Annotated in this window: 20 protein-coding genes, 2 tRNA genes and 1 riboswitch; of the genes, 4 read left to right on the top strand and 18 right to left on the bottom strand. The window is 47.4% G+C overall.

What is annotated here, in order from left to right; all coding sequences use genetic code 11:
- Positions 1-103: 103 nt before the first annotated feature.
- The 4 genes from rpmA to ACN08X_RS02840 all read right to left on the bottom strand — a co-directional run bounded on the left by rpmA (position 104) and on the right by ACN08X_RS02840 (position 5833).
- Entirely contained in the window at positions 104-361 is a 258-nt protein-coding gene (rpmA, locus tag ACN08X_RS02855; protein ID WP_419101340.1) for a 50S ribosomal protein L27, read from the bottom strand.
- A 51-nt stretch (positions 362-412) separates the two neighbouring features.
- Positions 413-724 (bottom strand): 50S ribosomal protein L21, encoded by a 312-nt coding sequence (rplU, locus tag ACN08X_RS02850; RefSeq protein ID WP_419101641.1) that lies wholly within the window; start codon positions 722-724, stop codon positions 413-415.
- A gap of 236 nt (positions 725-960) precedes the next feature.
- Positions 961-2562 carry a bifunctional hydroxymethylpyrimidine kinase/phosphomethylpyrimidine kinase gene (locus tag ACN08X_RS02845; RefSeq protein ID WP_419107836.1) on the bottom strand — a complete coding sequence of 534 codons (1602 nt, stop codon included), beginning with the start codon at positions 2560-2562 and terminating at the stop codon, positions 961-963.
- A riboswitch (TPP riboswitch) is annotated at positions 2556-2650 on the bottom strand. (Overlaps the previous gene by 7 nt.)
- A gap of 171 nt (positions 2651-2821) precedes the next feature.
- Entirely contained in the window at positions 2822-5833 is a 3012-nt protein-coding gene (locus ACN08X_RS02840) for an Rne/Rng family ribonuclease (protein ID WP_419107835.1), read from the bottom strand.
- A 462-nt stretch (positions 5834-6295) separates the two neighbouring features.
- Here ACN08X_RS02840 and ACN08X_RS02835 point away from each other — a divergent pair, with 462 nt between their 5' ends.
- On the top strand, positions 6296-6940 hold the full coding sequence (locus ACN08X_RS02835; RefSeq protein ID WP_419107834.1) for a vitamin K epoxide reductase family protein: 645 nt from the start codon (positions 6296-6298) through the stop codon (positions 6938-6940).
- 92 nt (positions 6941-7032) lie between these two features.
- On the opposite strand, the gene ndk is transcribed toward ACN08X_RS02835, so the two are convergent.
- The 5 genes from ndk to ACN08X_RS02810 all read right to left on the bottom strand — a co-directional run bounded on the left by ndk (position 7033) and on the right by ACN08X_RS02810 (position 14020).
- Complete coding sequence (gene ndk, locus ACN08X_RS02830) at positions 7033-7449, bottom strand: nucleoside-diphosphate kinase (protein ID WP_419107832.1); 417 nt, start codon at positions 7447-7449, stop codon at positions 7033-7035.
- Positions 7450-7500: 51 nt separating this feature from the next.
- Complete coding sequence (locus ACN08X_RS02825) at positions 7501-7941, bottom strand: DUF4233 domain-containing protein (protein WP_419107831.1); 441 nt, start codon at positions 7939-7941, stop codon at positions 7501-7503.
- A complete protein-coding gene (locus tag ACN08X_RS02820; RefSeq protein ID WP_419107928.1) occupies positions 7941-9365 on the bottom strand; it encodes a bifunctional folylpolyglutamate synthase/dihydrofolate synthase in 1425 nt (474 codons plus the stop codon). Before ACN08X_RS02820 ends, ACN08X_RS02825 begins: the two co-directional genes overlap by 1 nt.
- 13 nt (positions 9366-9378) lie before the next feature.
- Positions 9379-12669 carry an isoleucine--tRNA ligase gene (gene ileS, locus ACN08X_RS02815; protein ID WP_419107830.1) on the bottom strand — a complete coding sequence of 1097 codons (3291 nt, stop codon included), beginning with the start codon at positions 12667-12669 and terminating at the stop codon, positions 9379-9381.
- 550 nt (positions 12670-13219) lie between these two features.
- Positions 13220-14020: an SDR family oxidoreductase gene (locus tag ACN08X_RS02810; RefSeq protein WP_419107829.1), complete on the bottom strand. Its 801-nt coding sequence runs from the start codon at positions 14018-14020 to the stop codon at positions 13220-13222.
- A 145-nt stretch (positions 14021-14165) separates the two neighbouring features.
- Between ACN08X_RS02810 and valS the strand changes: the two genes are divergently transcribed.
- Positions 14166-16793 (top strand): valine--tRNA ligase, encoded by a 2628-nt coding sequence (gene valS / locus ACN08X_RS02805; protein WP_419107828.1) that lies wholly within the window; start codon positions 14166-14168, stop codon positions 16791-16793.
- A 123-nt stretch (positions 16794-16916) separates the two neighbouring features.
- Positions 16917-18320 (top strand): LssY C-terminal domain-containing protein, encoded by a 1404-nt coding sequence (locus tag ACN08X_RS02800; RefSeq protein WP_419107827.1) that lies wholly within the window; start codon positions 16917-16919, stop codon positions 18318-18320.
- Positions 18321-18387: 67 nt separating this feature from the next.
- On the opposite strand, the gene ACN08X_RS02795 is transcribed toward ACN08X_RS02800, so the two are convergent.
- The 6 genes from ACN08X_RS02795 to ACN08X_RS02770 all read right to left on the bottom strand — a co-directional run bounded on the left by ACN08X_RS02795 (position 18388) and on the right by ACN08X_RS02770 (position 23703).
- The gene (locus ACN08X_RS02795; RefSeq protein WP_419101350.1) at positions 18388-19014 is read right to left on the bottom strand and encodes a DsbA family protein; all 627 of its coding nucleotides are present in this window, start codon (positions 19012-19014) and stop codon (positions 18388-18390) included.
- 81 nt (positions 19015-19095) lie between these two features.
- On the bottom strand, positions 19096-20385 hold the full coding sequence (gene clpX, locus ACN08X_RS02790) for an ATP-dependent Clp protease ATP-binding subunit ClpX (protein ID WP_419101351.1): 1290 nt from the start codon (positions 20383-20385) through the stop codon (positions 19096-19098).
- A gap of 245 nt (positions 20386-20630) precedes the next feature.
- Complete coding sequence (locus ACN08X_RS02785) at positions 20631-21308, bottom strand: ATP-dependent Clp protease proteolytic subunit (RefSeq protein ID WP_419101352.1); 678 nt, start codon at positions 21306-21308, stop codon at positions 20631-20633.
- A 32-nt stretch (positions 21309-21340) separates the two neighbouring features.
- Positions 21341-21973 (bottom strand): ATP-dependent Clp protease proteolytic subunit, encoded by a 633-nt coding sequence (locus tag ACN08X_RS02780; RefSeq protein WP_419101353.1) that lies wholly within the window; start codon positions 21971-21973, stop codon positions 21341-21343.
- Positions 21974-22201: 228 nt separating this feature from the next.
- Complete coding sequence (gene tig, locus ACN08X_RS02775; protein ID WP_419105909.1) at positions 22202-23500, bottom strand: trigger factor; 1299 nt, start codon at positions 23498-23500, stop codon at positions 22202-22204.
- Positions 23501-23628: 128 nt separating this feature from the next.
- A tRNA-Pro gene (locus ACN08X_RS02770) sits at positions 23629-23703 on the bottom strand.
- A 274-nt stretch (positions 23704-23977) separates the two neighbouring features.
- Here ACN08X_RS02770 and ACN08X_RS02765 point away from each other — a divergent pair.
- Positions 23978-24051 (top strand) — tRNA-Gly (locus ACN08X_RS02765).
- A 134-nt stretch (positions 24052-24185) separates the two neighbouring features.
- On the opposite strand, the gene ACN08X_RS02760 is transcribed toward ACN08X_RS02765, so the two are convergent.
- From ACN08X_RS02760 to ACN08X_RS02750, 3 genes are all read right to left on the bottom strand, one after another.
- Positions 24186-24863 (bottom strand): TenA family protein, encoded by a 678-nt coding sequence (locus ACN08X_RS02760; RefSeq protein WP_419101355.1) that lies wholly within the window; start codon positions 24861-24863, stop codon positions 24186-24188.
- Between the two features lie 102 nt (positions 24864-24965).
- Positions 24966-25856, bottom strand: coding sequence for an Fpg/Nei family DNA glycosylase (locus tag ACN08X_RS02755; RefSeq protein WP_419105911.1), 891 nt, complete (start codon positions 25854-25856; stop codon positions 24966-24968).
- 26 nt (positions 25857-25882) lie between these two features.
- On the bottom strand, positions 25883-26371 hold the full coding sequence (locus tag ACN08X_RS02750; protein WP_419101357.1) for a ribose-5-phosphate isomerase: 489 nt from the start codon (positions 26369-26371) through the stop codon (positions 25883-25885).
- Between the last annotated feature and the right edge of the window lie 17 nt (positions 26372-26388).

Below are 26388 nucleotides of genomic sequence, written 5' to 3'. Positions count from 1 at the left end.
ATATTTAACGCTATACCTCTGAAGGTTAACAGCTTACTATATGCAAAAGAGGGCAAACACAAGGTGTGCATGCCCTCTTCTATTCATTCTGTAATAGCTAAGATTACTCAGCTACTTCGAGAATGTTGACAACTTTACGGCCCTTACGGGTACCGAACTCAACCTGACCTGCTGCCAAAGCAAACAGAGTATCATCTCCGCCACGGCCAACATTGTTGCCGGGGTGGAAATGGGTGCCGCGCTGGCGGACGATAATCTCGCCTGCGTTGACGGTCTGACCGCCATAGCGCTTAACACCGAGGTACTGGGGGTTAGAGTCACGGCCGTTGCGGGTGGAGCTTGCGCCCTTCTTATGTGCCATCTGTGCCTACCTTAGGTAAAAGATTATGTGAAAATCCGGGACGTTGGGAACTTACGCGTTAATCGCAGTGATTTTAACGGTAGTAAGTTCTGCGCGGAAGCCCTGACGCTTCTTATAACCGGTCTTATTCTTGTACTTCTGAATAACGATTTTAGGACCGCGGAGGTCTTCAATCTTTTCAGCAGTTACCTTGGCGGAAGCCAGGGTCTTTGCATCTGCAGTGACCTTGTCCCCATCTACCAGCAGCAGTACAGGTAGCTCAATGGTGCTACCGGGCTCGCCAGCGACGCGGTCAAGGGTAACGAGGTCTCCTACGGAAACCTTTTCCTGGCGGCCGCCAGCGCGGACAATCGCGTATGCCACTTGGGAACTCACTTCTCTCGACGTCTTTATATTGAACAATTTTTCGAAAGAGCGCAGATCCTGGTACCAAAACATGTAGTGCAACAAGACTCTGAGAAGATTTCTCGTTGAATCTTGAGCTTTCTAAGGATTCGCGCTCATCGAGCATATCTAGTAGTTTCCTACCAGTGGTATCTCCCTCAGGTTCGAACGTGTAAAACGAACTTAAGAAGCACCGAAAGACAAGACTACGACAACTACCCCCGCAAGGGCAAGTGACACGCCGAAATTGGTTCTTCAAAGAAACGTAGCTCTAGCCAACAAGCCCTCAAAAACGCGTTTTTCATGCAGATAAGCTCGTAATCTGGCACTATTCTAGCTATTTTGTTGACGAACTTCACAGCCTGCTGAGCTGATGTCTGAAACTCCTCCGAAGAGTACGCTTCAAGCCATTCCCCGTAGGGGTGCTTTCCCTCATACTCCTGATAAGCAGTATATAAGTTTTTCCCAATCTCAGCGTATAACCAATAGCACGGTAGAACAGCAGCCGCACCAACACCATAACTTTCACCAGTACGCGCTAGAAGAAAATCGGTATAAGCCTCTGTCGTCGCACTTGGGATACCCGTAACATACGCAGAATCACTAAAACGGCTCACCCAGCGACGATGCAATTCAGATTCAACTTCAACAGCCTCCACCGCCCCATGAGCAAAGAACATCCGTGATTCAGTATCTGACGCAGCGATACCAACCTGACCTAACGCCCGAGAATATTCCTTAAGATATAAACCATCTTGGTCTAAATAATAAATAAAAGCGTCCTGAGATAAAGACCCATTACCAAGACCTTCAACAAAAGGACAGCTGTTAACCTGTTCTCTGATAGAGGTACTTAACTCCCATACATATTCAGAAAAGCTCTCACGCAACCGAACCATATCGACCTCCTGTGCATGCAGAAGGTACCTATCAAGGTCGCTTAGTCGCGCACTTTGTTCAGAGATTACAGAATGAACATGATAAAAATGGTCAATCGGCCCGTTGCCGCCACCAACATCAAGTTTTTCGCCATTTTTAATAGCCCCAGTAATCCACCGCTTGACGCGTTCCAAGGCCGTTTGCCAACATCCTGTACGCGCAAGCTCGGTAGCCAAAGCAGCAGAGAAAGAACAACCAGTACCGTGTGTCGTGCGAACCTGCACACGTTCAGAGGATCCAACCCATACTGGTTCACTATGACCTGGCATCATCAGCGCATCAGAAGTCCACTCCCCTGAACAATGGCCACCTTTAACAAGAACTGCAACCTCATGACGATCAGCTAGGCGCTGCCCCTGAGAACATAGCACTTCCCATTGCTCCGTAGCGTCTTCACCTAAAAGGACAGCCATCTCATGTGCATTAGGAGTGATGACATCAGCATAAGAAAATAATGAAGAAAGCTCTGATACGGATTCTTCTTCTGCTAGAGAATCTCCACTTGTAGCTACCATGACAGGATCTAATACCACAATAGGAGGACGATATTTCTGTAACCATGAACGAACCGCAGTAATAACCTCAGAAGTTCCCAACATGCCAATCTTGACAGCATCGATATCAATATCAGCGCTAATTGCTTCTAACTGTTCGGATAGAAACTGTGCAGGAGGGAAAAAGGCCTGTTGCACACCACGAGTATTTTGAGCAGTCAACGCAGTAATAGCGCTCATACCATACCCGCCATGGGCTGCAATAGATTTTAAATCGGCTTGGATACCCGCCCCACCGCCAGAATCAGAACCGGCAATGGTAAGCACCCGTGGATACTCACGTTTTTGGGTAGAAAGACTATGTGATGTTAAAGTGTCGCCCATAAAATCGACATCCCTTCGCTTGTACTAACAAGAGCAGGTTCTGCGGGTTTTTCTCAGCTCTCAACAGAGAGCACCCCGTGTCCTGATATTCACGCACCTATAGTAAAAGTGCTTAAACCTAGCCTAGAAAAAATAGCTTCTACCAGCTAGAGTTTTCAGCGAAGACAACGATTATGACTCTTCTTTACAAGCAGATAAAACAAAGGTGGTGCGCTCCATCTGAAGCACACCACCTCTTTAGCGTTTTAAAACGATAGGATTATTGTCCCTCACGCTTAATCTGGTCAGCTGAAACACCAACACCAAGCATTACCGTATGCTCTTCGTGCGATGAAGTCGTTGAAACTTCGGTGACAGAAGCAACAACACTTTTAGCTGCATGCCCTTCTGAGAGTTCTTGACGCATAACCGCAGAACCTACACCAGCACTTACCACACGACGAGAACGACGCTTCTTGCGAGGTGCTGGCATATTCTCAGCAGATTGTTCAGAAACTTTGCCCTCTTGAGCAGTTCCTTCCTCAACAGACTGTTGGCGACCAGGTTGGGCAACACCAGTGACTCGAGGCTCCTGAACCTCTTGTGCTTTAGCCCCCGTAGATACGCTCACTGCCACCGATGCTCCAGCAGAAGATACCGGTGCAGAAGCACGACGAGAACGACGACGCTTCACCGGAGCATCGTCTTTCTGAGCAGAGTCTTGCTCTTCTTTACGTTGCACGTCTCGTCCAGCTTTTTGTGCCGCACGAGCTCGCGCCTCCCCCGCCTGAATGGCAGCTAAACGCTCTGAGTTTTGAGTAAAACGGGAAGAAACGTCTTCATCATTGTCAGACTCATTGATATCAGTGGAATTAGGCTGTTGCCCCTCTTTAGAGTCAAAGATTTGTTCCAAAGACTCCAAGGTGAAGGAGGAATCTTCCGGTGAAGACTCCTGTTCTTCTACATGATCATGCGCATGAGGAAGTTCAACGACTTCCCCACCGATAGTCAGCACCAACTCTGATGAGTCCTCTAACGGTTCGGTATTCTTCGTATCCTCATCACGGCGTGAGGCTTTACGACGTTTCCGTTTACGATGATTCTTAGGTTCGAAGGATTCTTCAGAAGAGTCATTTTCATGTGTTGCAGCAGCAATAGAAGCAACTGCGGCGCGACGAGACTCTTCACGATGTTCCTGTTCAAGGTTGGACTCTTCTGCAGGAGTCTCAACATGAGATTCGCGGATACGCGCAGACTTCTGATGACGAGCACGGCGACGATCTTCACGATCGGTACGTTCATAACGATGAATATAGTCTGATGCGCCGCCGGAGCGTCCTTTAAGAGGTTGGTCATGAACAAGTAGTCCGCGTCCAGAGCAGTGCTCGCAAGCTTCTGAGAACACTTCAAGTAGCCCAGTTCCCATACGTTTACGTGTCATCTGTACCAGACCCAAAGATGTCACTTCAGCAACTTGGTGTTTGGTGCGGTCACGGCCAAGGCACTCTACCAGACGACGCAAAACCAATTCGCGATTTGATTCTAGAACCATGTCGATGAAGTCAATGACGATGATTCCGCCGATATCACGCAAACGTAGCTGACGAACAATCTCTTCAGCTGCTTCAAGGTTATTTTTCGTAACGGTTTCTTCGAGGTTTCCGCCAGAGCCGATGAACTTTCCGGTGTTAACGTCAACAACCGTCATCGCTTCGGTCCGATCGATGACCAAAGAACCGCCAGAAGGCAAGAAAACTTTACGATCGAGAGCTTTATGAAGTTGTTCTTCAATACGGTAGTGCTCAAAAACGTCTTCTTCGTTATCCCAGCGTTGTAGACGGTCTACGAGATCCGGTGCCATATAAGTTAAGTAAGCTTCAATAGAGTCCCACGCAGAGTCTCCTTGAACAACCATGGCACTAAAATCTTCGTTGAAGACATCACGAACGGTCTTAATGGTCAAATCTGGCTCTTGATACAACATCTCAGGAGCCAAGGTTTTGGGCGCTTCAGCAAGGTTCTTGATATCTTCCCATTGAGCACGCAGACGATTAATATCGTGTGTGAGCTCATCTTCAGAAGCTCCTTCAGCAGCAGTGCGCACGATAACGCCGGCACCTTCGGGGAGTTTATCCTTGAGAATTTTCTTAAGACGAGCGCGTTCGGTATCGGGCAGTTTACGGGAAATGCCGGTCATAGAACCGCCAGGAACATATACCAAGAAACGTCCTGGTAACGATACCTGGCTCGTCAAACGAGCGCCCTTATGGCCTACAGGGTCTTTGGTGACCTGTACAAGTACGGAATCACCTGATTTGAGGGCATTTTCGATTTTTCGTGGAGTGCCTTCTAATCCGGAGACATCCCAGTTAACTTCGCCGGCGTAGAGTACTGCATTTCGTCCACGTCCGATGTCGATGAAGGCTGCTTCCATGGAAGGAAGAACATTCTGAACCTTACCAAGGTAGACGTTACCGATGAGAGAATCTTGTTGAGTTTTTGAGACAAAATGCTCTGCTAGTACACCGTCTTCGAGAACACCAATTTGGATTCGGTCATCTTTTTGGCGGACAATCATCTGGCGTTCAACAGATTCACGGCGCGCGAGGAATTCTGCTTCGGTGATACCGCGTTGACGACGTCCTGAATGGCGTGATTCACGGCGACGAATCTTCTTAGCTTCAAGGCGAGTAGAGCCACGGACTCCGGTGACACGGTTGGTGGTGTGTGAGTCTGATAGGCGTGGAGTGCGTACCTTGGTGACGGTGTTTTCAGGATCGCCTTCAGTACCACCTTCAATTTCGATATCTTGCTCTCCACGGCGGCGACGACGCCGCCGCCGCGAAGTAACTTCGTCGTCGTCAAGATTAATTTCTGCGAGTCGACGTTGACGGCGTTCTGCTTCAAGCGCTTCACGGCGAGCTTCACGTTCTGCACGCGTCTTTTCCGCAATTTCTTCAAGATTTGGTGAGAAGAACAGCAGATTTGAGGTTGAAGCTGCAGCAGTAAGGTTTTTGAGTTCTTCTGCGAGAATTTCTTTTTGTGTTTTAGGTTGAGATTTTTCTTCTGGCTCAGCTTCTGTTTCAGAAGAATCTTCTGCTTCAGAATTCTCAAGTTCTGAGGTGTGTTCTTCCTCAGTCTTGGGAGTTTGCGTTTCAGTTTCAGAGGTTTCTTCTGCTACTGGAGTTTCTTCTAAATCCAGTGTTAACGAGTTATCCTCTGACACGGTTTGTGATGATGAGTCCGCTTCGGTTTCATTCACCTCAACATCATTTTTGATGTTTTCACTCATAGTATGTACATTCTCCTGCATAAGGAACTAACCGCATTTAGTTCTTACGCTTCAGGTGAGAAAATCTCACAAAAGCTTATTCTTACTCAGCTCATTTCAAACGTTATAGCAACGCTATTATTCGTTATGTGATACAAGGTCTAGCGTGTCATATCTTCACCTTAGAACACGTCTGAAGGCATATTACAGGTTTTCACGCTATGAGCTGAGCCAGTAGTTTCCCCGAGTCTGTGCGTTGTGCACTGAACTTTTAAGCGTTATGTCTAAAACTGATTAACGCAGTGTCGGTACCACCTACTGGATAGCTACTTCTGTATGCGGGCAGAAGACTACCACTGCTCATTCTCTCATATACTTCCTAAAATAAGTGCCCTTAAAGCATTCTTTCGAGAAAAGAAAAGCCAATATCTAGATTCACACAGTAGGATAGTTAACGTTTTGTACCCCCATGTGGAGACTCCCATGACCTATACCTCAGAAGAAAACATGATCGATAACGGCTCTTTAACAATGAACGCCACAGAACAGGCAAATTTTGACCGTAGACTTGCCTTTTTGATGCTGATTGCCGGTGCAGCTGCTTTTATATCTTCATGCATGCTTGTTTTCGAACGTCTACAAATTTATATCGACGCTTCACATGTTTCTTCCTGCGATGTTAACGCGCTACTCAATTGCGGCACGGTCATGCGCACACCCTATGCTGAGGCTTTTGGGTTTCCTAATCCATTTATTGGGTTAGTCGGTTATGCCATTGTTCTTACTATTAGCACCGCTATTTTGGCAGGTGCCCGTTTTCATCGCTGGTACTGGTTAGCCATGAATATCGGGCATTTATTAGCAACGTTCTTCGTCTTTTGGCTCTGGTATAACACCACGTTCAAAATCAATGCTCTGTGTCTTTTCTGTATGTTTGTGTGGGTTGCCCAAATAATCATGACAGGTAGAGTTACTGCACGAAACGTTATTGCGGGGGTTATACCAGCTCCTTCTCATTTGCGTGAGAGCGTCGCTGGATGGTCTTGGTTTGCTATCATTTTAGTTTTTGTTCTCATCTTCGGAATCATTTTTATCCGATTCTCCGACATTATTCTTGGAATGTTCTAAAACGTTACCAATACCGATATACAAGAGCGGGTGGGGACAACCAAAATTTTGGTTGTCCCCACCCGCTCTAAGGTTATTAGCACGATACTGGCTTAGGAATTAAACCAGATAGCAATCTCACGCTCAGCAGATGCCACAGAGTCAGAACCATGAATTAAATTCTGTTGCACAGAGGTACTCCACGCCCGCCCATAATCTCCACGAATCGTTCCGGCAGGGGCACTCACGGGGTTAGACGGTCCCATGATAGTTCGGATAGCTTCTACAACCTCATCACCTTCAAAAACAGCTGCTACCACAGGCCCAGAGAGCATAAACTCTAGAAGCGCCGGATAAAACGGTTTTTCAAGGTGTTCACTATAGTGCTGTGCCAAAAGACTTTCAGTAGGCATGAGCATTTTCATCTGAGCTAGAGTGTATCCTTTTCGCTCAATACGATGAAGAATCTCACCGACCAGTTGACGTTTAACACCGTCAGGTTTAATCAGAATCAGAGTACGTTCGCTCATGAACAGAACCTTCCTTGTGAAGCAACATCTTGCAACCTAGTGTAACAGGGGTTACAGGTTTTTCTGCTGCTTCTCCCATTCAAGCTGTTCACGTTCACGCTCTTTATTCTCACGGTCAAGACGCTCCCCCGTACGTACCGCATACCAATACGCAGCCGTAAAGCACAACCCGATAAATATCAAAGACGGCAAAGCCACACCAGCAAGAATCAACAAACCTTGCAAAGCCCAACCAAAGGTATAGCCCCACGGTTTACATAAAAACGCTGGCGCAGCTAAAAATGCGCCAATCAAAGCAAGACCTAGCACCCAGATTATGATTTTATAGATGAGAGGGCTATTAAAATTTAGTCCAAAAATCGCCAACGTCGCAAAGAACGCCACAAAAGCTTCCAGTGTTAGCACCGTAGAAGAAAACATCACTTTAATAGAGCTTGGTTTCTTTACCTGCCTTGGTCGCCACTGGCGTTGAGCCTTTGTCAAACGAACCATTATGATCCTTCCCCATCAGGTAACCATGACGAACGCACCTGACCGATAACGGTAATTGAACCGGTAATAAGAATCGCTGAAGAATGCTCCTCATGCTCTAGACTCTGGTCCACCGCGGCACTCAAAGCATCGTCAAGGCACTCGTATGTCTGCACATCATATTCTGATAGACCAGCGTCAAGAGCCATATCTTTAAGGGTTTCTACGTCAATGGCCCGAGCAGATTCAGATGCGGTGAGGTATAGCTTCGTCTGGAAATCAGCAGAATCAAAGTATTCTTCACGAATCGCTTCAAAAATACCTACTGCGTCTTTTTCTCGTAAAATGCCGATGACAATACCCAAAGAACCGACAGCAAAAGATTCTTTAAAAGCGTGGGCAGAAGCCCGAATACCATGAGGGTTATGAGCTGCATCAAGAATAATCGTTGGAACAGTTTTAAGAACCTCCAGACGTCCAGGAGAAGTCAACTCCTCCCATCCTTGTCGAATCAGCTCAACGTTAAGAGGCTTTTCAGCTCCTCCCAAAAATGCCTCAACAGCTGCAATAGCTACCGCAGCATTCTGGCTTTGGTGCTCGCCAAAAAGAGGAACGGGAACATCCGTATACGTATCTGCTAATCCACGGATATCTACCATTTGCCCACCAACACCAGGGCGACGAGCAAGAACACCGAATTCTACTCCCTCAAAACGATAGCCAGCAGAAACTTCTTGAGCACGTTCTAAGAGAACCTGAGCAGCTTCGGGGTCTTGCACAGCGCTAATGAGCGTACCTTGTTCTTTGATAATGCCGGCTTTTTCAGCAGCAATATCAGCCAATGTTGACCCCAAAATATCAGTATGGTCATAGGAGATAGGTGTTACGACAGAAACTTGAGCTTGCGCAACATTCGTAGCATCCCAAACCCCACCAATACCTACTTCAAGGACAACCACGTCCACCGGCTCATCAGCAAAAATAGCGAAAGCAAGAATAGTCAACGCCTCAAAATAGGTGATACGAGGTTCACCAGCAGCACTCAACTGGGTGTCAATCATATCCAGATACGGGCGAATTTCTTGCCAGATACGCACAAAAGTTTCATCTGATACCGGACGGCCGTCGATACTAATACGTTCTGTTACTTTGCTCAAATGCGGGCTAGTGTATCGCCCTGTTCGTAAATCATGAGCAATTAACAAACGCTCAATCATCCGAGCTGTCGATGTTTTGCCGTTCGTGCCGGTGATATGAATAACCGGAGCCGCCTGATGAGGCGCACCCAAAATATCTAGGGCGTCCTGAACGGCGTTCAACCTTGGTGCCATCGCATTTTCGGGGGCTCGAGAGAGTAACTCTTGATAAACGTCCTCAACGCCGTAGCTACCTTCATCAGAAGTAGCTACGGCGTTTGAGGTGTTCAACAAGGATTGAGAATCCATGTTTTCTGACAAATTAGGCCTTCTTCACGGTAATAGAAAGTTCTGAAGCGTCCTGATAGTGTACCGAAGTTGCAAGGGTCTCACCAGCAACTAGCTGTTCAAAGCTCTGAATAGCTTGGCGAGTTCTCTCGGGTGCGGCAACAGTTAGCTCGATACGGTCAGAAACTACGAGCTGGGCATCCTTACGAGCCTGCTGAATTGTACGAATCGCATCGCGAGCAATTCCTTCTGCTTCAAGCTCTGGAGTTAACTGAGTGTCGAGAACGAGGAAACCACCACCAGGAAGAACAGACACTGCTTGATGGGACTGCCCAGCCGTTTCATCCACAATAGTTTGCAACTCATACTCATGAGATTCTAGTGCGATAGACCCTCCAGCTACAGTGACTGTTCCGTCCTCTGCAACGGACCAGTCTCCGGTTTTAGCCGCCTTAATCGCTTGTTGCACATTCTTGCCAAGACGAGGCCCAGCTGCACGAGCGTTAACCTTAAGCTGCTGCGAAATACCAAAATCTGTTGGTTTCACATCAGCAGCATCAAGAAGTCGCACTTCTTTCAGGTTCAGTTCATCAGCAATGATGTTCTCATAGACACCAGATAGTGCTGCACCGTGAGTGACGGCAACAGTCATTGAGCGTAGAGGCTGACGAACACGTAGTTTATGAGTCTTACGGAGGGATGAACCTGCCGAGCAAATCGAACGAGTCGTCTCCATGAGACGAATCAGATCGCTTTCGTCAGTGAATAATTCTGCCTCTGGCCAGTCGGTGAGGTGCACAGAGCGTTCCCCAGTGAGCCCACGGTAAATTTCTTCACTAACAAGTGGCAATAAAGGAGCAGCCGTTTTCACCACAGTGGTTAGTGCCGTGTAGAGCACGTCAAAAGCAACGGTATCTTCTTCAAAGAAACGTTCGCGTGAACGGCGCACATACCAGTTGGTGAGAGTGTCCGTGTAGTGGCGTAACGCTTCAGTTGCACCGCTTACATCATAAGAATCCATCGCCTCGGTGACGGTTGTGATAAGTTCACGAGTTTTACCGAGGATGAAGCGATCCATCACATGTTCAGAGGTATAGCGTAGCTGCGCCTGATATCCGGCACCTTGGTGAGCGGCGTTCGTATATAGAGCAAAGAAGTGGTAGACGTTCCACAACGGAAGCATCACCTGACGTACACCTTCGCGGATGCCTTCTTCTGTCACAATAAGGTTTCCGCCACGCAAAATAGGTGAAGAAACTAGGAACCAGCGCATTGCGTCAGAACCATCACGGTCCAGAACTTCAGAGACATCTGGGTAGTTTCGTAGAGACTTCGACATTTTTTGTCCGTCTGAGCCAAGCACAATGCCATGAGAGATGACATTCGTGAATGCGGGACGGTCAAAAAGCGCTGTAGCGAGAATGTGAAGGGTGTAGAACCAGCCACGAGTCTGACCGATGTACTCTACGATGAAGTCAGCGGGGTTATGGCTGTCAAACCATTCTTTATTTTCAAAGGGATAGTGTACCTGCGCATAAGGCATAGAACCCGAATCGAACCATACGTCAAGGACATCCTCTACACGACGCATCGTTGACTTTCCGGTGGGATCATCGGGGTTGGGACGAGTCAATTCGTCAATGTATGGGCGGTGTAGGTCTGGTTCGCCATTTTTGTTCAGAGGCAGACGTCCAAAGTCAGCTTCGAGTTCAGCTAATGAACCGTACACGTCCATACGAGGATAATTTGGGTCGTCTGAAACCCACACGGGAATGGGTGAACCCCAGAAACGGTTTCGGGAGATGGACCAGTCACGAGCGTTCTCTACCCATTTTCCGAATTGTCCGTCTTTAACATTTTCAGGAATCCAGTTAATCTGCTGGTTCAGTTCACTCATGCGATCTTTGAAGTCAGTGACTTTGACATACCATGAGGTGATAGCACGGTAGACCAACGGTGTGCGGCAACGCCAGCAGTGGGGGTAGGAGTGCACATAGGATTTTTCACGCAATAAAGTACCTTGCGCTTTGAGCGCGTTGATGATGGTACGGTTCGCCTCAAAAATTTGTACGCCAGCGATTTCGGCAAGATCATTCTGCCCGCTCGGAGTTTTTTCGCCAAAGAGAGGTAAGAACTTTGCGCCCTCATCAATAGAGAGGATGACGTGAATACCGTATTCTTCACAGACTTTTTGGTCATCTTCACCGTAGGCGGGTGCTTGGTGAACAAGGCCGGTACCATCGCTTGTGGTGACGTATTCAGCGACGAGAATTTGCCACGCTTTATGGGTGTTCCATTTTTCGGTATCGGTGAAATAGTCCCATAGTGGCTCGTATCGTAGACCTTCTAAATCACGACCTTGGTAGCGGCTAATAATAGCTTCTTGTGCCTCTTGAGCCTCATCGTAGCCGAGATCTTTGCTGTAGTTGTTGAGCAAGTCTTCGGCGATAAGGAAACGACGTTCTGAGTAGTTACCGGCGCCAGCGACCACCACATAGGTGATTTCAGGACCAACTGCGAGCGCTTGGTTCGTTGGTAGGGTCCATGGTGTGGTTGTCCATGCCATGGCTTCTACCCCAGCGAGTTCTTGTGCGATGGTAGGGTTCTTCGCTAGTGAGGTGTCGTTGGTAATGGTGAACGCTACGGTAACAGATGGGTCTTGACGGTCTTTGTAGACGTCGTCGTCCATGCGGAGTTCGTGGTTGGATAGCGGTGTTTCGTCTTTCCAGCAATACGGCAGGACGCGGAAGCCTTGGTAGGTGAGGCCTTTGTCGTAAAGTTGTTTGAAGGCCCAAATCACCGATTCCATGTATTCGATGTTGAGGGTCTTGTAGTCGTTTTCGAAGTCTACCCAGCGGGCTTGACGGGTGACGTAGTTTTGCCATTCATTGGTGTATTTGAGCACGGAGCTTCGTGCGGCGTCGTTGAAGCTGTCAATTCCCATGTCGAGAATTTCTTGTTTATCGGTCATTCCCAACTGTTTCATTGCTTCAAGCTCGGCGGGAAGTCCGTGGGTGTCCCAGCCAAATCTGCGTTCAACTTTGTGGCCTCGTTGGGTTTGGTAGCGGGCTACAAGGTCTTTGACGTATCCGGTGAGCAGGTGTCCGTAGTGTGGTAGTCCGTTGGCGAAGGGAGGTCCGTCGTAGAAGACGAACTCGTTGGAGCCGTTTTCTCCTGCTTCACGGTATTTGACTGATTCGGCGAAGGTTCCGTCGTTTTTCCAGTATTCGAGGATGGATTCTTCAAGTGCGGGAAATGAGGGAGAAGCTTCGACGTTTTGTGCGCCGGATGCGCTAACGCGTGGGTAGATGTTGTTCGTGGTCACGAATGATCCCTTAAGTTTTGTCAGTTTATGGGTCGTGCAAGGACGCCGTTCAAGGTCTCTTGATATGGCGCGGTACCACCTTGCTTACTGATTTTACTTAACGTGCATTGTCTCCCCAACAGTCTACTGTTGGGGAGACAATGCAGTCGAGCGTTTATCAGTCGCTTCGTGACTGCTGTGACGGGCTTACCCGTCCGGTTCTACTAGGGCTGTATCTATTCCGCAGTCTATCCTCGTCGCAACGATATAGTGGTTAGGTGCAGGTACGGCCTGTTCTTCCGGATTGCTCGCCGGTGATGGCCGGGTCTTTGCAACTACCTTAATTTTAGGCAGGTTTTGGGAGTCTGTCTAACAGGGTGTTTTCTGAAGTGTTCACCTTTCTGGAGGTTATCCACAGCTAAATAGTGTTTTTGAGGTCTTTTAACCCCATATCTTGTGTCAAAGCTATGTTCGAACGCTACATAATGGTGGTTATGGAGTTTTTGGTGGCGAGCAGACTCACCCAAATTACAATTTTTGTTCTGGCGCGTTGAGCACTTTCTTGAGAAGTTTAAGAAAGATGACGAATCACTTTATATTGTGCAGCTTGAGCTACTGGGCGCATCACCACTCGGTCTAGATTGATATGGTGCGGAACGTTGACAGCAAAAGTTACGGTTTGTGCAACGTCTGCTGCGGTCAGAGGATTCTCGACACCTTCATAGACTTTTTGGGCAGCTTCAGCAGAGCCTAAACGCTTAGCAGAGAACTCTTCGGTGCGAACCATTCCTGGGCTAATTTCAATGACTCGGATATTGTGTTCTGCTTCTTCTAGACGGAGCGCTTCGGTCAGTCCACGTTGCCCAAATTTTGCGGCGTTATATCCGCCGCCACCTTCATATCCAGCTTCAGCAGCAGTAGATGTGAGGTTGAGGATGGTTCCTTCTTCAGACTGACGCAGTGCTGGTAAAAACGCTTGAATCATGTTTAAAGTACCCAAGACGTTCAGTCGATACATAAAGGCCCAGTCTTCGGGGTTGCCCTCAGCGACGGAGTCGACTCCTACAGCACCACCAGAAATGTTGACGAGGGCGTGTAGCTTTCCGTCAGTTTGTTCAAGGACCTGTGTGCGAACAGTCTGAACGGCTTCACTATCGGTAATATCTAGTGGGGTGGGGATGGCTCCAGTGCGTTGAGCGAGTTCTTCAAGACGTTCAACACGACGTGCGACGGCATATACTGTCCATCCGCTAGCGCACATCTGTTCGACGGTGGCTCTACCAATACCGGAGGAAGCGCCGGTAACAACAGCAATTTTCCCGTGACGGGCTTGAGCATCAAAAGGATTTTGAGGAATATAAGTCTCTACCATATTTCCAACTTACCGACAGATAGCTCATCTTCGGAAGTTATTCCTTAAAAATGACAGAGTATTTTTTCATTTTTTGGGGGTTCACCTGCCGATATCACCTCAGATTTCCCCCAGAACAGAACCAGAGCATGAGAGAATTACCAGCATGGCTGAAAATAACCAGGGCACAGACACGCCCGTAACAATTAATGTTCCTGACCGTCCCGGCTTAGAAGGTCTCGAAAAGAAACTTTCTGAACGTTGGGCTAACGAAAAAACGTATGCTTTCAACCGTGAGACAACACGCGAAGAAGTATATTCTATTGACACCCCACCACCGACCGCATCGGGTTCTTTGCATGTGGGGCATATGTTCTCTTATACCCAGACTGACGTTATTGCCCGCTATCAGCGCATGCGTGGAAAAAATGTTTTTTACCCATTGGGTTGGGACGATAATGGTCTGCCAACTGAACGTCGCGTACAAAACTATTATGGTGTTCTTTGCGACCCAGCTATCCCCTACGACTCAGAGTTTGTAGCACCGGAAAAACCCGCAAAAAATCAGCGTGACTGGCCACGTATTTCGCGCCAAAACTTTATTGAATTATGTGAGACTCTAGCTACTGAAGACGAAAAGGTCTTTGAGCAGCTTTTCACCACATTGGGGCTTTCTGTTGATTGGTCTCATACGTATCGAACTATTGATGCTCATTCACGTAAGGTCTCTCAGCTTGCGTTTCTTAACGACCTCAAAAATGGCGATGCCTATATGGCAGAGGCACCTACGATGTGGGATGTCACGTTCCGCACGGCAGTTGCACAGGCAGAGTTAGAAGATAAAGAACGTGAAGGTGCATATCATCGTATTTCTTTCCACCGCCCCAATGGTGAAAAAGTGTGGATTGAAACGACCCGCCCCGAATTGTTGCCTTCCTGTGTAGCTCTTGTAGCTCACCCTGATGATGAACGGTACCAAGAACTTTTCGGTACTACTGTTACTTCACCGCTATTTGGTGTCAGTGTGGAGGTTAAGGCTCACCCGTTGGCTCAGCCCGATAAAGGTGCGGGTATCGCAATGGTTTGCACATTTGGCGACACCACAGACGTCACATGGTGGCGTGAACTACAGCTTCCTACTCGTGCTCTGATTGGTCGTGACGGACGTTTCAGCCGTGACACCCCCGAGTGGATTACTGACGAGCAAGGACGAGCTAACTACGAACGTATGGCTGGTGCCACCGTTTTCACTGCACAGAAAACTGTTGTTGAGATGCTTGTTGAAGCTCAAGAGATGGATGGCGAGCCACGAAAGATTACTCACCCCGTTAAGTTCTACGAAAAGGGCGATAAGCCTCTTGAAATTGTGGCAAGCCGTCAATGGTATATCCGCAATGGTGGACGTGACGTATCACGTAGAGAAGAACTACTCGAACGTGGCCGTGCGATGACGTGGTACCCCTCGTTCATGCGTTCACGGTATGAGAATTGGGTGGAGGGTCTTAACGGCGACTGGTTGATTTCTCGCCAACGATTCTTCGGTGTGCCGTTCCCTATCTGGTACACGCTTGATAAAGATGGCGAACCAAACTACGACGAGCCCATTATTCCTGATGAGCAGATGCTTCCGGTGGATCCGGCAGCAGAGCCTGCCCCTGGGTTCACCGAAGATCAGCGCGGTGTACCCGGCGGATTCGTTGCAGACCCCGATGTTCTTGACACCTGGGCTACATCATCACTGACTCCACAGATTGCTACCGGATGGGCAGTAGATGAACAGCTTCATCAGGTAACGTTCCCGATGGATTTGCGCCCCCAAGGGCATGACATTATTCGTACATGGTTATTCTCCACGGTGGTCCGTTCGCATTCTTTGGAGAACTCTGTTCCATGGGCAAATACTGCTCTATCAGGGTGGATTCTTGACCCAGACCGTAAGAAGATGTCTAAGTCTAAGGGCAATGTTGTTGTCCCCAATGAAGTCCTCGAAAAGTACGGTTCCGATGCGGTGCGTTATTGGGCTGCTTCTGCTCGTCTTGGTGCAGATACCGCCTATGACGAAGGACAAATGAAAATCGGTCGTCGTCTTGCCATCAAACTGTTGAACGCTTCAAAGTTCGTGCTCGGTCTTGGCGCTACACAAGATTCTGTATTGACTACTGCAGAACAAACAAGTGTTCTGACCAACGCTTTGGATCGTTCTCTTCTGGCAAAACTTGCACAGGTAGTAGAAGAAGCCACTCTTGCTTTTGAAAAGTACGAGTATGCTCGTGCTCTACAATTATGCGAGACGTTCTTCTGGTCTTTCACCGATGATTTTGTAGAACTTATTAAAGATCGTGCCTATGGTTCTCGTGGTGAAGAAGAACAAGCTTCTGTCCTAGCGGCTTTGGCAACAACTCTTGACGCACTATTGCGTCTTTTTGCACCGTTCTTACCCTTTGCTACTGATGAGGTGTGGAGCTGGTGGCGTTCAGGTTCAGTTCACCGTGCTTCATGGCCAACATCTGAAGGTTATAAAGCGGTGCTCGAGAACGCAGATGTTCAGGTTCTGCCTACCGTAGGTCTAGCCTTAGGTGGTCTACGCAAGGCAAAGTCTGAAGCTCAAGTTAAACAGCGTACCGAAGTGGCTACCGCAACTATTTCTGCATCGCAAGAAGTTCTAGAACAGGTTAAAGCTGGTGTCGAAGATCTTAAGGCTGCTGGAAATGTGCGAGAGCTTCAATTTGTTGTCGCCGACGTCGAGCTCGCCGTCTCAAAAGTTAAGCTTCTTACAGAAGAGACCGAAGCTTAAAATATCTCTCACGTTACCGCACCTATCCGGTTAACGAGAAGATGGGGAGAACACCGCGTTTTAGCAGGTGGTGTTCTCCCCATCTTTGTTTTCTTAGTTCTTTTCAAAATTTTGGATTTTCTTATGTCGGATTTTTCTCCTCGCCCTTTTGATGCGCAGTACCCCAAATATCGTGGAGATCCCAATAACGTCAGCAAACAACGCTATTTTATGATGAATATGGGAAAGCGAGTTCTGGAAGGGTGGGCCGATAAACTTTATTTTGTGTTTGCTGGAATCGCCTCTATCTGGCTTGCGGTGGTAGCGCTGATTGATTCGTGGTATCACAGCTGGTGGGGTATTCTCATCGCCTTTGGTTTTTGGTTCTTCTCTGCTTATCTCACGTTGCCTCGTTTTCATCGCATCATGACAGACCTGTATGTTCCCGACTATTTTATTGGACGAACTCGCACAGGTGATGGTCTTCTCGGAGACCCCGTCAATATCGGACTCCGTGGAACAGCAGACGAGATTCATACTGCGATGAAAAAAGCAGGATGGGTCAAAGCAGACCCCGTTACGTTGGCATCCTCATGGCGTATTATCGTCAATACGCTCAGGAAGCGTCCTTACCCGACGGCTCCGGTTTCGCCTCTTTATTTATTTCATCGTTCTGAGAATTTTGCCTATCAGCAAGAGGTAGATGGCTCCCCTAGCAAACGTCACCATGTTCGTTTTTGGAAAGCACCTGAAGGCTGGAAATTGCCAGGTGGCGAACCCGTTGATTGGCTTGCTGCAGCAACTTTTGACAGAGCAGTAGGACTCTCCCTATTCACTTTTCAAATTACTCATAAGATTGACGCTGAGACAGATAAAGAACGTGACTATGTCGTTGAAACAGTGTTGTACTGTAATCAGAAGGCACGCTCTGATCTTATCGAGGATTTCTCTTCTGGGTATCATTCCCGTAACGGTGGCGGAGACACCATTCTTACCGATGGGGATTTGCCTATCCTCGATTTGACGTCGGTATGCAATCGTCAAGATGAAAGTCACAACGCCCAACGATATGAGCGCCTGCATCGTCGTAGGCCTTGGGAATTAGTAGAACAAGCGCCGTTGAGTGTGTGGCTTGCTTCTGCTTTTACATCTTTAGTGATTCTTCTGCAAGCATTCTTGAGCGTTACACATTTAGGTGTTCTGATTACCCCGAAAGATTCCTTTGAAGTAGATGTTCAAAGGTTCTGGCAGATATACATTGCGCCGGTTGTTATTGTTGTTATCTTATGCATCACAATTATTCAGATTTTCCTCGTGGTATGGACGATTCGAGGAAGTCAGTTAGCACGTAAAATTCTCCTCGCATTATTGTGTTTTTCTTTTATCTCTAATGCGTTGAGTCTTGTTTTTGGTACGGAACAAGATATTAGTACTACCTATACCATCTATGTGCTCATGGCATCTCAAGTGTATGCACTCTTAGAGTTCACCTCCGATGGTGCAGTAAACTATACCTTCAATATCACTCGGCAGAAATCTCGTCGTTAAGACAAAAGTGAGGGGTTGGGGCACAATATCTTTTGTGCCCCAACCCCTCACCTTGAGGAAAGTCGTGTTACTGGTTATTGAAAATTGGCCCGACAGTGCGAGGGCGCTTCAACTCAAAGAAACCTGGATAAGAAGCTAAGGTGAGGGCAGCGTCAAAAAGCTTTCCTGCTTCTTCTCCAGTAGGTGCGGGGCTGATCACTGGCCCAAAGAAGGTTACTCCGTTAATGCTCATCAGAGGAACACCGATGTCGTCTCCCCCAGCATGTTCTAGCCCACGACGAGTAGAAGAACGCATCTGCTCATCGTATTCGTCATGATGGGCGTACTGCGCGTAGTCTTCGGGTAAACCGACAACGGCTAAAGCAGCAACAATAGCTTCTTCGTAGCGGGTACCGCCATGGTTCTGTTGGTGATGGATTTGTTCACCTAAAGCGGTGTATAGTGCATCAACTTCTTTTTGAGAGTAGTTTTCAGCGACTGCAGTGACAACTCGAGCTGGGCCCCATACTTGTTGCATGTGTTCATGGTATTTTTCGGGAAGTTCACGTCCCTCATTTAATACTGAGAGAGAAAAAGGGTTCCATACGATGTCGATGTCACGAACCTTTTCGACTTCTTTAATCCAGCGTGAAGTAATCCAGCACCAAGGGCATGTTGGGTCAAACCAAAATTCTACGGATGCTTTATCTGCCATGATGACTCCTTAATGTTGAGAGATAAGGTTTAGTCCTTATACTGTAGTCTTCTCGTTTTAAGAGAAAAATTGTTTGAACTCTTAGGCTGATTTTTGAGAGTTATCTCCTGCACCAAGCACTATTATCGGTTCTTTATCCCCTTGAACGACTTCAGCATCAATAATGACTATCGATACGTCCTGACGTGATGGAATATCGAACATGACAGGAAGTAAGAGTTCTTCCATAATTGCGCGTAGCCCACGTGCACCGGTCTCACGCTCAATTGCTAATCGTGCAATAGCCGATAGTGCAGAATCCTCAAAAACAAGTTCCACACCGTCCATGGCAAACATTCGCTTGTATTGTTTAACTAAAGCATTTTTAGGTTCTATTAGGATTCTTGTCAGGTCTTCTTCGTTCAAGGTGTTTAAGGTAGCAAGAACTGGTAGACGACCAATGAATTCAGGGATTAGACCAAATTTGAGAAGGTCTTCTGGCATCAGTTTTTGGAGTAAGTCGGTGTCCTGCCCAGCATTATCGATGCGTGCACCAAAGCCGATGCCTTTTCGTCCAACACGTCCGCTAACAATCTCTTCAAGCCCAGCAAATGCGCCAGCAACAATAAACAAGATATTTGTTGTGTCAATGTGCATAAAGTCTTGCTGAGGGTGTTTACGTCCTCCTTGTGGAGAAACTGCTGCTACCGTTCCTTCAAGGATTTTCAGTAACGCCTGCTGAACTCCTTCTCCAGAAACGTCTCGAGTAATTGACGGGTTATCAGCTTTTCGTGAGATTTTATCGATTTCGTCAATATAGACGATACCCTTTTGTGCTTTTGTGATGTCTCCATCGGCGGCTTGGATGAGTTTAAGCAAAATGTTCTCGACGTCTTCGCCGACGTATCCAGCTTCGGTAAGGGATGTTGCATCAGCAACAGCAAAAGGAACGTTCAGTTTCTTCGCGAGGGTCTGAGCAAGATAAGTTTTTCCAGAACCGGTAGATCCCACCAGAAGAATATTGGATTTAGCGATATCAACGTCTTCCCCATCGGTTGCAAGAAGTGTGTTTGCTTCGGTAACGGGGTTTTCCATCATACGGATACGTTTGTAATGATTGTAGACTGCAACAGCGAGGACTCGTTTAGCAGCTTCTTGTCCAACAACATATTCTTGAAGATGATCAAAAATTTCTCGTGGCGTGGGTAGCTCCAGCGGTTCGTTATCTTTGCGAGTTTCTGATAATTCTTCCTCAAGGATTTCATTACACAGCTCGATACATTCATCGCAAATGTAAATATTTGGCCCCATGATGAGTTTGCGAACCTGTTTTTGGTTTTTGCCACAGAAGGAGCATTTGAGAAGGTTGGTTGCCTCGCCGATTCTCGCCACGCTGCTGTTCCTTTCCGTCGGATTCTGTCAGTCTCTAGGCTACCTTGATTCTCTCAGAGTCCAAATTACACACAGTTTTAAGTCTTAACTACGGTTGTATTACAGAGTCTTGACTTCTATCATAACGACGCTTGAGGTGTTTGACGTAAGACTATACTATTGTTTTCTTTTTTATTGTGAATAAAGAAGTGAGCCCCTTGAACACTCATATCAGGTTGAGGGTTCAAGGGGCTCAGCACAACTTGTTAGCTGTAGTCTTCTGCAGTATTAAATTTTGGTTTTACGGCTTTACGTGATTCAAGTACTTGATCGACGAGACCGTATTCAAGGGCAGCTTGCGCTGTCATGATGTTGTCTCGTTCAATGGAACGATCTACTTCTTCGGGGTCTTTATCACAGTGTAGTGCGAGAGTGTCTGCAAGCCATTGGCGCATACGCATTACTTCGTTAGCGTGAATTTCGATGTCTGAGGCCTGTCCACCTTGTTGTCCACCTAGCGCTGGCTGGTGAATCAGCACACGAGCGTTAGGAAGAGCTAGACGTTTTCCGGGTGTTCCAGCAGCTAGGAGCACAGCTGCTGCAGAAGCTGCTTGACCTAGGCAAACAGTTTGCACCTCAGGGCGAATGTACTGCATGGTGTCGTAGATTGCTGTCATTGCGGTGAAAGATCCACCGGGAGAATTGATGTACAGGGTGATGTCACGGTCTGGGTCTTGGGATTCGAGTACGAGCAGCTGAGCCATAATGTCATCGGCTGAAGCATCATCGACTTGGGTTCCAAGGAAGATAATACGGTCTTCAAAGAGCTTAGCGTAAGGATCTTGACGCTTGTACCCGTAGGGCGTGCGCTCTTCAAAATTTGGCAGGACGTAACGGTTGCTAGGCATGACGTGAGCAGGCATTGATGTGGGATTATAATTCATTTTCTTCTCCTCAAAATTTTGTTGATACACAATTATTTTTGTGCTGAGACCTGTGTTCCTGCGCTGGTAGCAATATGGTCAAAGAAACCGTAGGCAAGACCTTCTTCTGCGGTAAACCAGTTGTCGCGGTCATTATCTTTGAGGATAGTTTCCAAAGTTTGTCCAGTGCGCTCTGCAGTAATCTGCGATAGGCGTTTTTTCATGTCCAAGATAAGTTCTGCTTGAATGCGAATGTCTGAGGCGGTACCTCCTAGACCGCCGGAAGGCTGGTGCATGAGGATTCGAGCGTTAGGAGTTGCATAGCGTTTTCCTGGTGCTCCTGCGGTCAGGAGGAACTGCCCCATAGATGCAGCCATACCTGTTACAACAGTTACGACGTCGTTAGGGATTAGTTGCATGGTGTCATAGATTGCCATACCTGCAGTAACAGAGCCGCCGGGTGAGTTGATGTATAGATAGATGTCGGCTTCAGGGTCTTCTGCAGAGAGTAGAAGCATTTGAGAGCAGATGCGGTTTGCGTTGGAGTCACGAACTTCAGATCCAAGCCAGATAATACGTTCTTTGAGCAGACGGTTATATACGTAGTCGTCTTGTCCCCCTGCGGGAGTTTCGGCATGTGAAGTAATGCCAGCAGAGAACGACGGCAGAGGCAAAATATGAGACATAAGTTCTTTTTCCTTACTCGCTGATACCGAATGCGTCCGGTTCATTGAAAATATCGGTTACTTAGAAGATTAGCGAACTTTTCATCACTTCGGGTGTGAGTTCACGTTCAACGAAACATCTCGTGTCATGCCTGAACTGTTCATACTAATGTTTTGGTGGTGGTGTTTAGAGAATACGCTTGTGGGGCACCCTCCCGAAAGAGAATGCCCCACAAGCGTATGAGAAGATTATTCTGCGTCTTTCGCAGTTCCTAGGTAGGAAGACAAGTCAACGACGTTACCCTTGGTATCTTTAACTTCTGCTTTTTCAAGTACAGAAGCAAGAGCCTTGGAACGACGTACTTCGCCAACCATAAGACCAGCTTGACCAGAGCCTTCTAGCATCTGAGCGAACTGGTTTGGATCCATGCCGTATTGAGAGGACATGGTAATGATGTAGTCGATGATTTCGGACTGTTCAACACCGATTTCTTCAGCCTCAGCAATAGCATCGAGAACCATTTCGTTCTTGAATGCTTCGGTTGCGTTCTTGCGGATTTCTTCACGGTGTTCTTCGTTATCGTGGTCAGCTTCAGTACCAGCAGATTTGAAGTGCTGTTCTAGCTGATCTTCGATGACCTTCTCAGGGACAGGAACTTCCGTTAGTTCGACAAGTTGAGCGAGAACTTTGTCGCGAGCTTGCGCGCCTTGTTCTGCAACCTTAGAGTCGAGGGCCTGCTTCTTGAGGTCTTCTTTGAGTTCTTCAATGGTGTCGAATTCTGAGGCTAGCTGAGCGAATTCGTCATCTGCTTCTGGAAGTTCACGTTCCTTGACTGCGGTTAGCTCAACTTTGACAACAGCGTCTTTACCCGCGTGCTCACCACCAGCAAGTTTGGTCTCGAAGGTTGCGTCCTCGCCAGCAGAAAGTGCAGTGAGAGCTTCGTCTAGACCTTCAAGCATGGTTCCTGCACCAACCTGGTAAGAGAGGTCGTTTGCAGCGTCTACTTCTTCGCCGTCGATAGAGGCAGTAAGGTTGATGGTGACAAAGTCTTTGTCTGCAGCGGGGCGGTCGACAACTTTGAGGGTGCCAAAGCGTGCGCGAAGATCGTCAAGAGCTTTCTGCTCATCTTCTGCAGAAACAGTTGCTTCTTCAACTTCTACGCTTAGACCAGAGTAGTCAGGAAGTTCAATTTCAGGGCGAACGGTGACCTGAATGGAAAGTTTCACATCGTTTTCGCGCGCAGATTCCTCTGGTTTGCTGATGATTTCCAATTCTGGCTGAGCAAGAGGGATAAGACCGTTCTCAGCGAGTGCTTTCTGGTAAAACTCATTGAGTCCTTCGTTGAGAGCGTTCTCTACAACAAAGTCGAATCCAGCGCGCTGTTCAATAAGCGCACGAGGAGTTTTGCCCTTGCGGAAGCCGGGAACCTGGATCTGCTGAGCCAGAGACTTGTAGGTACGGTCAAGATAAGTCTTGAACTCTGCGAAAGGAACCTCGACCTCAATTTTTGCGAGGGTCGGGTTGATCTTCTCGACGGCAGTTTTCACGTCCGCTGATCTCCTGAATATTTAGTCGGTTATCCGCAAGTATTGTTGACTCGCAGATTCTTGTAATGGTTCTTATGATAAAGCAAAACCCGTCGAAAGAATACTTCGACGGGTTCTGCTAACTCATGTCGGGGTGACAGGATTCGAACCTGCGATCTCCTGCTCCCAAAGCAGGCGCGTTAGCCAAGCTACGCCACACCCCGTTCAGCACAAGGCGTTATCCAGTGTATAACAGTTTTTTAATCCTCGCTACTCGAAAAACTTTTTTAAGCAGTTTTTAACCCCCAAAAACACCAAAAATAACTCCCGAAGACCATCATTTCCACTAGTAAAAAGCACTTTTCTACCTCGTGAAAAAATCTCAAAAAAAATTTTCTACAACCCCTCAAAGACCCTCTTTGAGAAAAGAATCAAAAAAAAATTCCCTTTTCGAGTTGACAGGGCATCAAAACTAGTGTTTACTAGATTGAGTCCCACGGGGATGTAGCTTAATGGTAAAGCCTCAGTCTTCCAAACTGATTACGCGGGTTCGATTCCCGTCATCCCCTCCATATAAAATATCCTGAAGCGATAAAGCTTCAGGATATTTTTTTATGCACGGAAACCTTTATACTCTCAAGCAATCATAAAATCCCCTACACAACGCTCATAAAAGCGCTATGCAGAGGACCAAATCAACCCATCTTTACCGATAGTTTTCATCAAAAAATTCGTATTCACGATCAACAGCTTCACACCACCGAGCAATAATCTTCTCGTCAGCGCCACCACGTAATTGAAGAACACGCTCTAACTCATCCACCAAAAATTGTGCCCACTGCGCAAAATCTTCACCACGATGCAGCTCTATCCAGCCACGATGCAAACGACGTTCAGGCTCTGGAAGCCCAAGAGAACCCCAATCTAAATATAAAGCTTCAGCAATCACCAACATCACCAATAAATGCGCATAATCCTGCGACGCAACCGCAGAATACATAAGCTTCTCAAAAGCACTCGTATTCTCCGTCAGCAGTGGAGCAATACGATCTTGCTCAGAAACACCCAACTCATCAAAAGAATCCTCAAAATAAGTATTTTCAGATTCTGCCAAAAAACCTAGCTGACGAGCAAAACGCAATTTTACGGAAGCCTCATCCGCGCACGCTACGCACTCCCCCAGCATCGACAAAAAAGCATCAAAGAATTGATAGTCCTGAACAAGGTAATTTCGCAAGACCTGATCTTCAATAGTCCCCGCAAACAACTCATGGACGAAACGATGTTCAACCGTTTCCTTCCAACGTTGCGAAGTCATATCTAAAAGCTTTTGGACGTTTGCCCCACAAGTAAATGATGATGTTACGGGAACGCGACAAGACATAAATCCACCTTTATTGCCAGTAGGTACCAATACCGAAAGTATAGATTCCCTCCAACCCATAAAGAATGATCTAGGACACATAGGGGATATATGTCAAAACTATTACACCGCCAAAGAACACTGACATTGAGGACACCAATACAACTTACGCCCAGCAAGTTCTTTCATCGCGATAGAAGAGGAACACAACAAACAATTCTGCCCCTGCCTCTGATACACATAATATGCAGCGTTCGGCCACGCATCTTCTAACGGAATACCAGCACGATGCTCATCACGAGTTGTCACAATCTTCCCCAAACGAACACCGACACGAAGAAGATCTGAAAGATCCTCCCATAACAATAAGGCTTCGTCTAAGGAAAGGTCTCGAGCAGGGCGCATCGGGTCAATCCCCTGCCGAAACAGCGATTCCGCTCTAAAAATATTTCCGACGCCCGAAATAATTTTCTGGTCCATCAGCACTACCGCAATAGGGCGGGAGGTGCGTTTCAAAGACCCATAAAACGTCTCGACAGAACTGTCCTGAGAAAGAGGGTCTTGCCCTAACTCAGCACGAACGTTCGCTACTTGTTCAGGAGTCAGCACTCTGCACGTCATAGCACCAACAAGATCAGCCCAACAAGTATCAGCAATAATCCGTGCCCGAGTTGTAGGAGCAACCTCCGCAGGGGCCGTAGCAACCAAACGTTGCCCAGTCTGTTCTATCTCTTGAGCTTTACGCGGAGCACCAATAGCAGTAGAGCCTATAAAATGTTCACCACCAAAAGTCCAAGCACCATAGATTCCCAAATGGACGTTGAGTGTTAAGTCATGATCAAAACATATAAAAAGATGTTTCCCATGAGCATAAGCACCGGTGATAGTCTGCCCATCAAGCAACTGGGCACCATCACTAAAACGCCCCTGAGGACTAGTAACAGCAACAACTTTCCCCGAAAATAGCTCCGTAAATTGATGGGCAAGACGATGAATCGAATGACCTTCTGGCATAATAATCGTGCTAATTTCTCAAAACGCTAGGAGTTAATTTCTCGACCAGTAATAGCACCAGTAGCCTCGTACTCTGCCATCTGGTCGATACGGCGTTGATGACGTTCTTCACCAGTCCAAGCAGTCGTCAAGAAAACGCGAATAATTTCCCATGCTTCCTCAAGGCTGTGTTGACGCCCGCCAATAGCCACCACCTGAGCATTATTATGCTCACGAGCCAAAGCAGCAGTATCGTGGTTCCACGCCAAAGCGGCACGGATACCAGTTACTTTATTTGCTGCCATCTGTTCGCCATTTCCCGAGCCGCCCAAAACAATCCCTAAAGAATCCAGCCCCTCTTCTCTATCTTTCCGAACACCAAGAGCCGCATTAATACAGAAACTTGGATAATCATCTAGCGGATCATATTCGCTTGGACCGTGATCAATAACCTCATATCCGTTCTCTGTTAGCTTCTGAACAAAATACTGACTCATCTCTAAACCAGCATGGTCAGTCGCAATATGTACGCGCATAGTAAAACTCCTTGAAA

The organism is Rothia sp. P6271, assembly GCF_048512995.1.
In the GTDB taxonomy this organism is placed as follows: Bacteria; Actinomycetota; Actinomycetes; order Actinomycetales; family Micrococcaceae; genus Rothia.
Note: the sequence above shows the minus strand (reverse complement) of the source record. Positions and strands in the feature narration are given on the sequence as shown.

Bases quoted from the DNA above. Each gene is read 5' to 3' on its own strand.
- ACN08X_RS02795 (WP_419101350.1), bottom strand. From the start codon at position 19,014: ATGGCAGATAAAGCATCCGTAGAATTTTGGTTTGACCCAACATGCCCT.
- ACN08X_RS02760 (WP_419101355.1), bottom strand. From the start codon at position 24,863: ATGTCTTGTCGCGTTCCCGTAACATCATCATTTACTTGTGGGGCAAAC.
- ndk (WP_419107832.1), bottom strand. From the start codon at position 7,449: ATGAGCGAACGTACTCTGATTCTGATTAAACCTGACGGTGTTAAACGT.
- ACN08X_RS02845 (WP_419107836.1), bottom strand. From the start codon at position 2,562: ATGGGCGACACTTTAACATCACATAGTCTTTCTACCCAAAAACGTGAG.
- ACN08X_RS02780 (WP_419101353.1), bottom strand. From the start codon at position 21,973: ATGTCTCATATTTTGCCTCTGCCGTCGTTCTCTGCTGGCATTACTTCA.
- valS (WP_419107828.1), top strand. From the start codon at position 14,166: ATGGCTGAAAATAACCAGGGCACAGACACGCCCGTAACAATTAATGTT.
- ACN08X_RS02755 (WP_419105911.1), bottom strand. From the start codon at position 25,856: ATGCCAGAAGGTCATTCGATTCATCGTCTTGCCCATCAATTTACGGAG.
- ACN08X_RS02750 (WP_419101357.1), bottom strand. From the start codon at position 26,371: ATGCGCGTACATATTGCGACTGACCATGCTGGTTTAGAGATGAGTCAG.
- ACN08X_RS02810 (WP_419107829.1), bottom strand. From the start codon at position 14,020: ATGGTAGAGACTTATATTCCTCAAAATCCTTTTGATGCTCAAGCCCGT.
- ACN08X_RS02840 (WP_419107835.1), bottom strand. From the start codon at position 5,833: ATGAGTGAAAACATCAAAAATGATGTTGAGGTGAATGAAACCGAAGCG.
- ACN08X_RS02835 (WP_419107834.1), top strand. From the start codon at position 6,296: ATGACCTATACCTCAGAAGAAAACATGATCGATAACGGCTCTTTAACA.
- ACN08X_RS02785 (WP_419101352.1), bottom strand. From the start codon at position 21,308: ATGAATTATAATCCCACATCAATGCCTGCTCACGTCATGCCTAGCAAC.
- ACN08X_RS02800 (WP_419107827.1), top strand. From the start codon at position 16,917: ATGTCGGATTTTTCTCCTCGCCCTTTTGATGCGCAGTACCCCAAATAT.
- ACN08X_RS02820 (WP_419107928.1), bottom strand. From the start codon at position 9,365: ATGGATTCTCAATCCTTGTTGAACACCTCAAACGCCGTAGCTACTTCT.
- ACN08X_RS02825 (WP_419107831.1), bottom strand. From the start codon at position 7,941: ATGGTTCGTTTGACAAAGGCTCAACGCCAGTGGCGACCAAGGCAGGTA.
- rpmA (WP_419101340.1), bottom strand. From the start codon at position 361: ATGGCACATAAGAAGGGCGCAAGCTCCACCCGCAACGGCCGTGACTCT.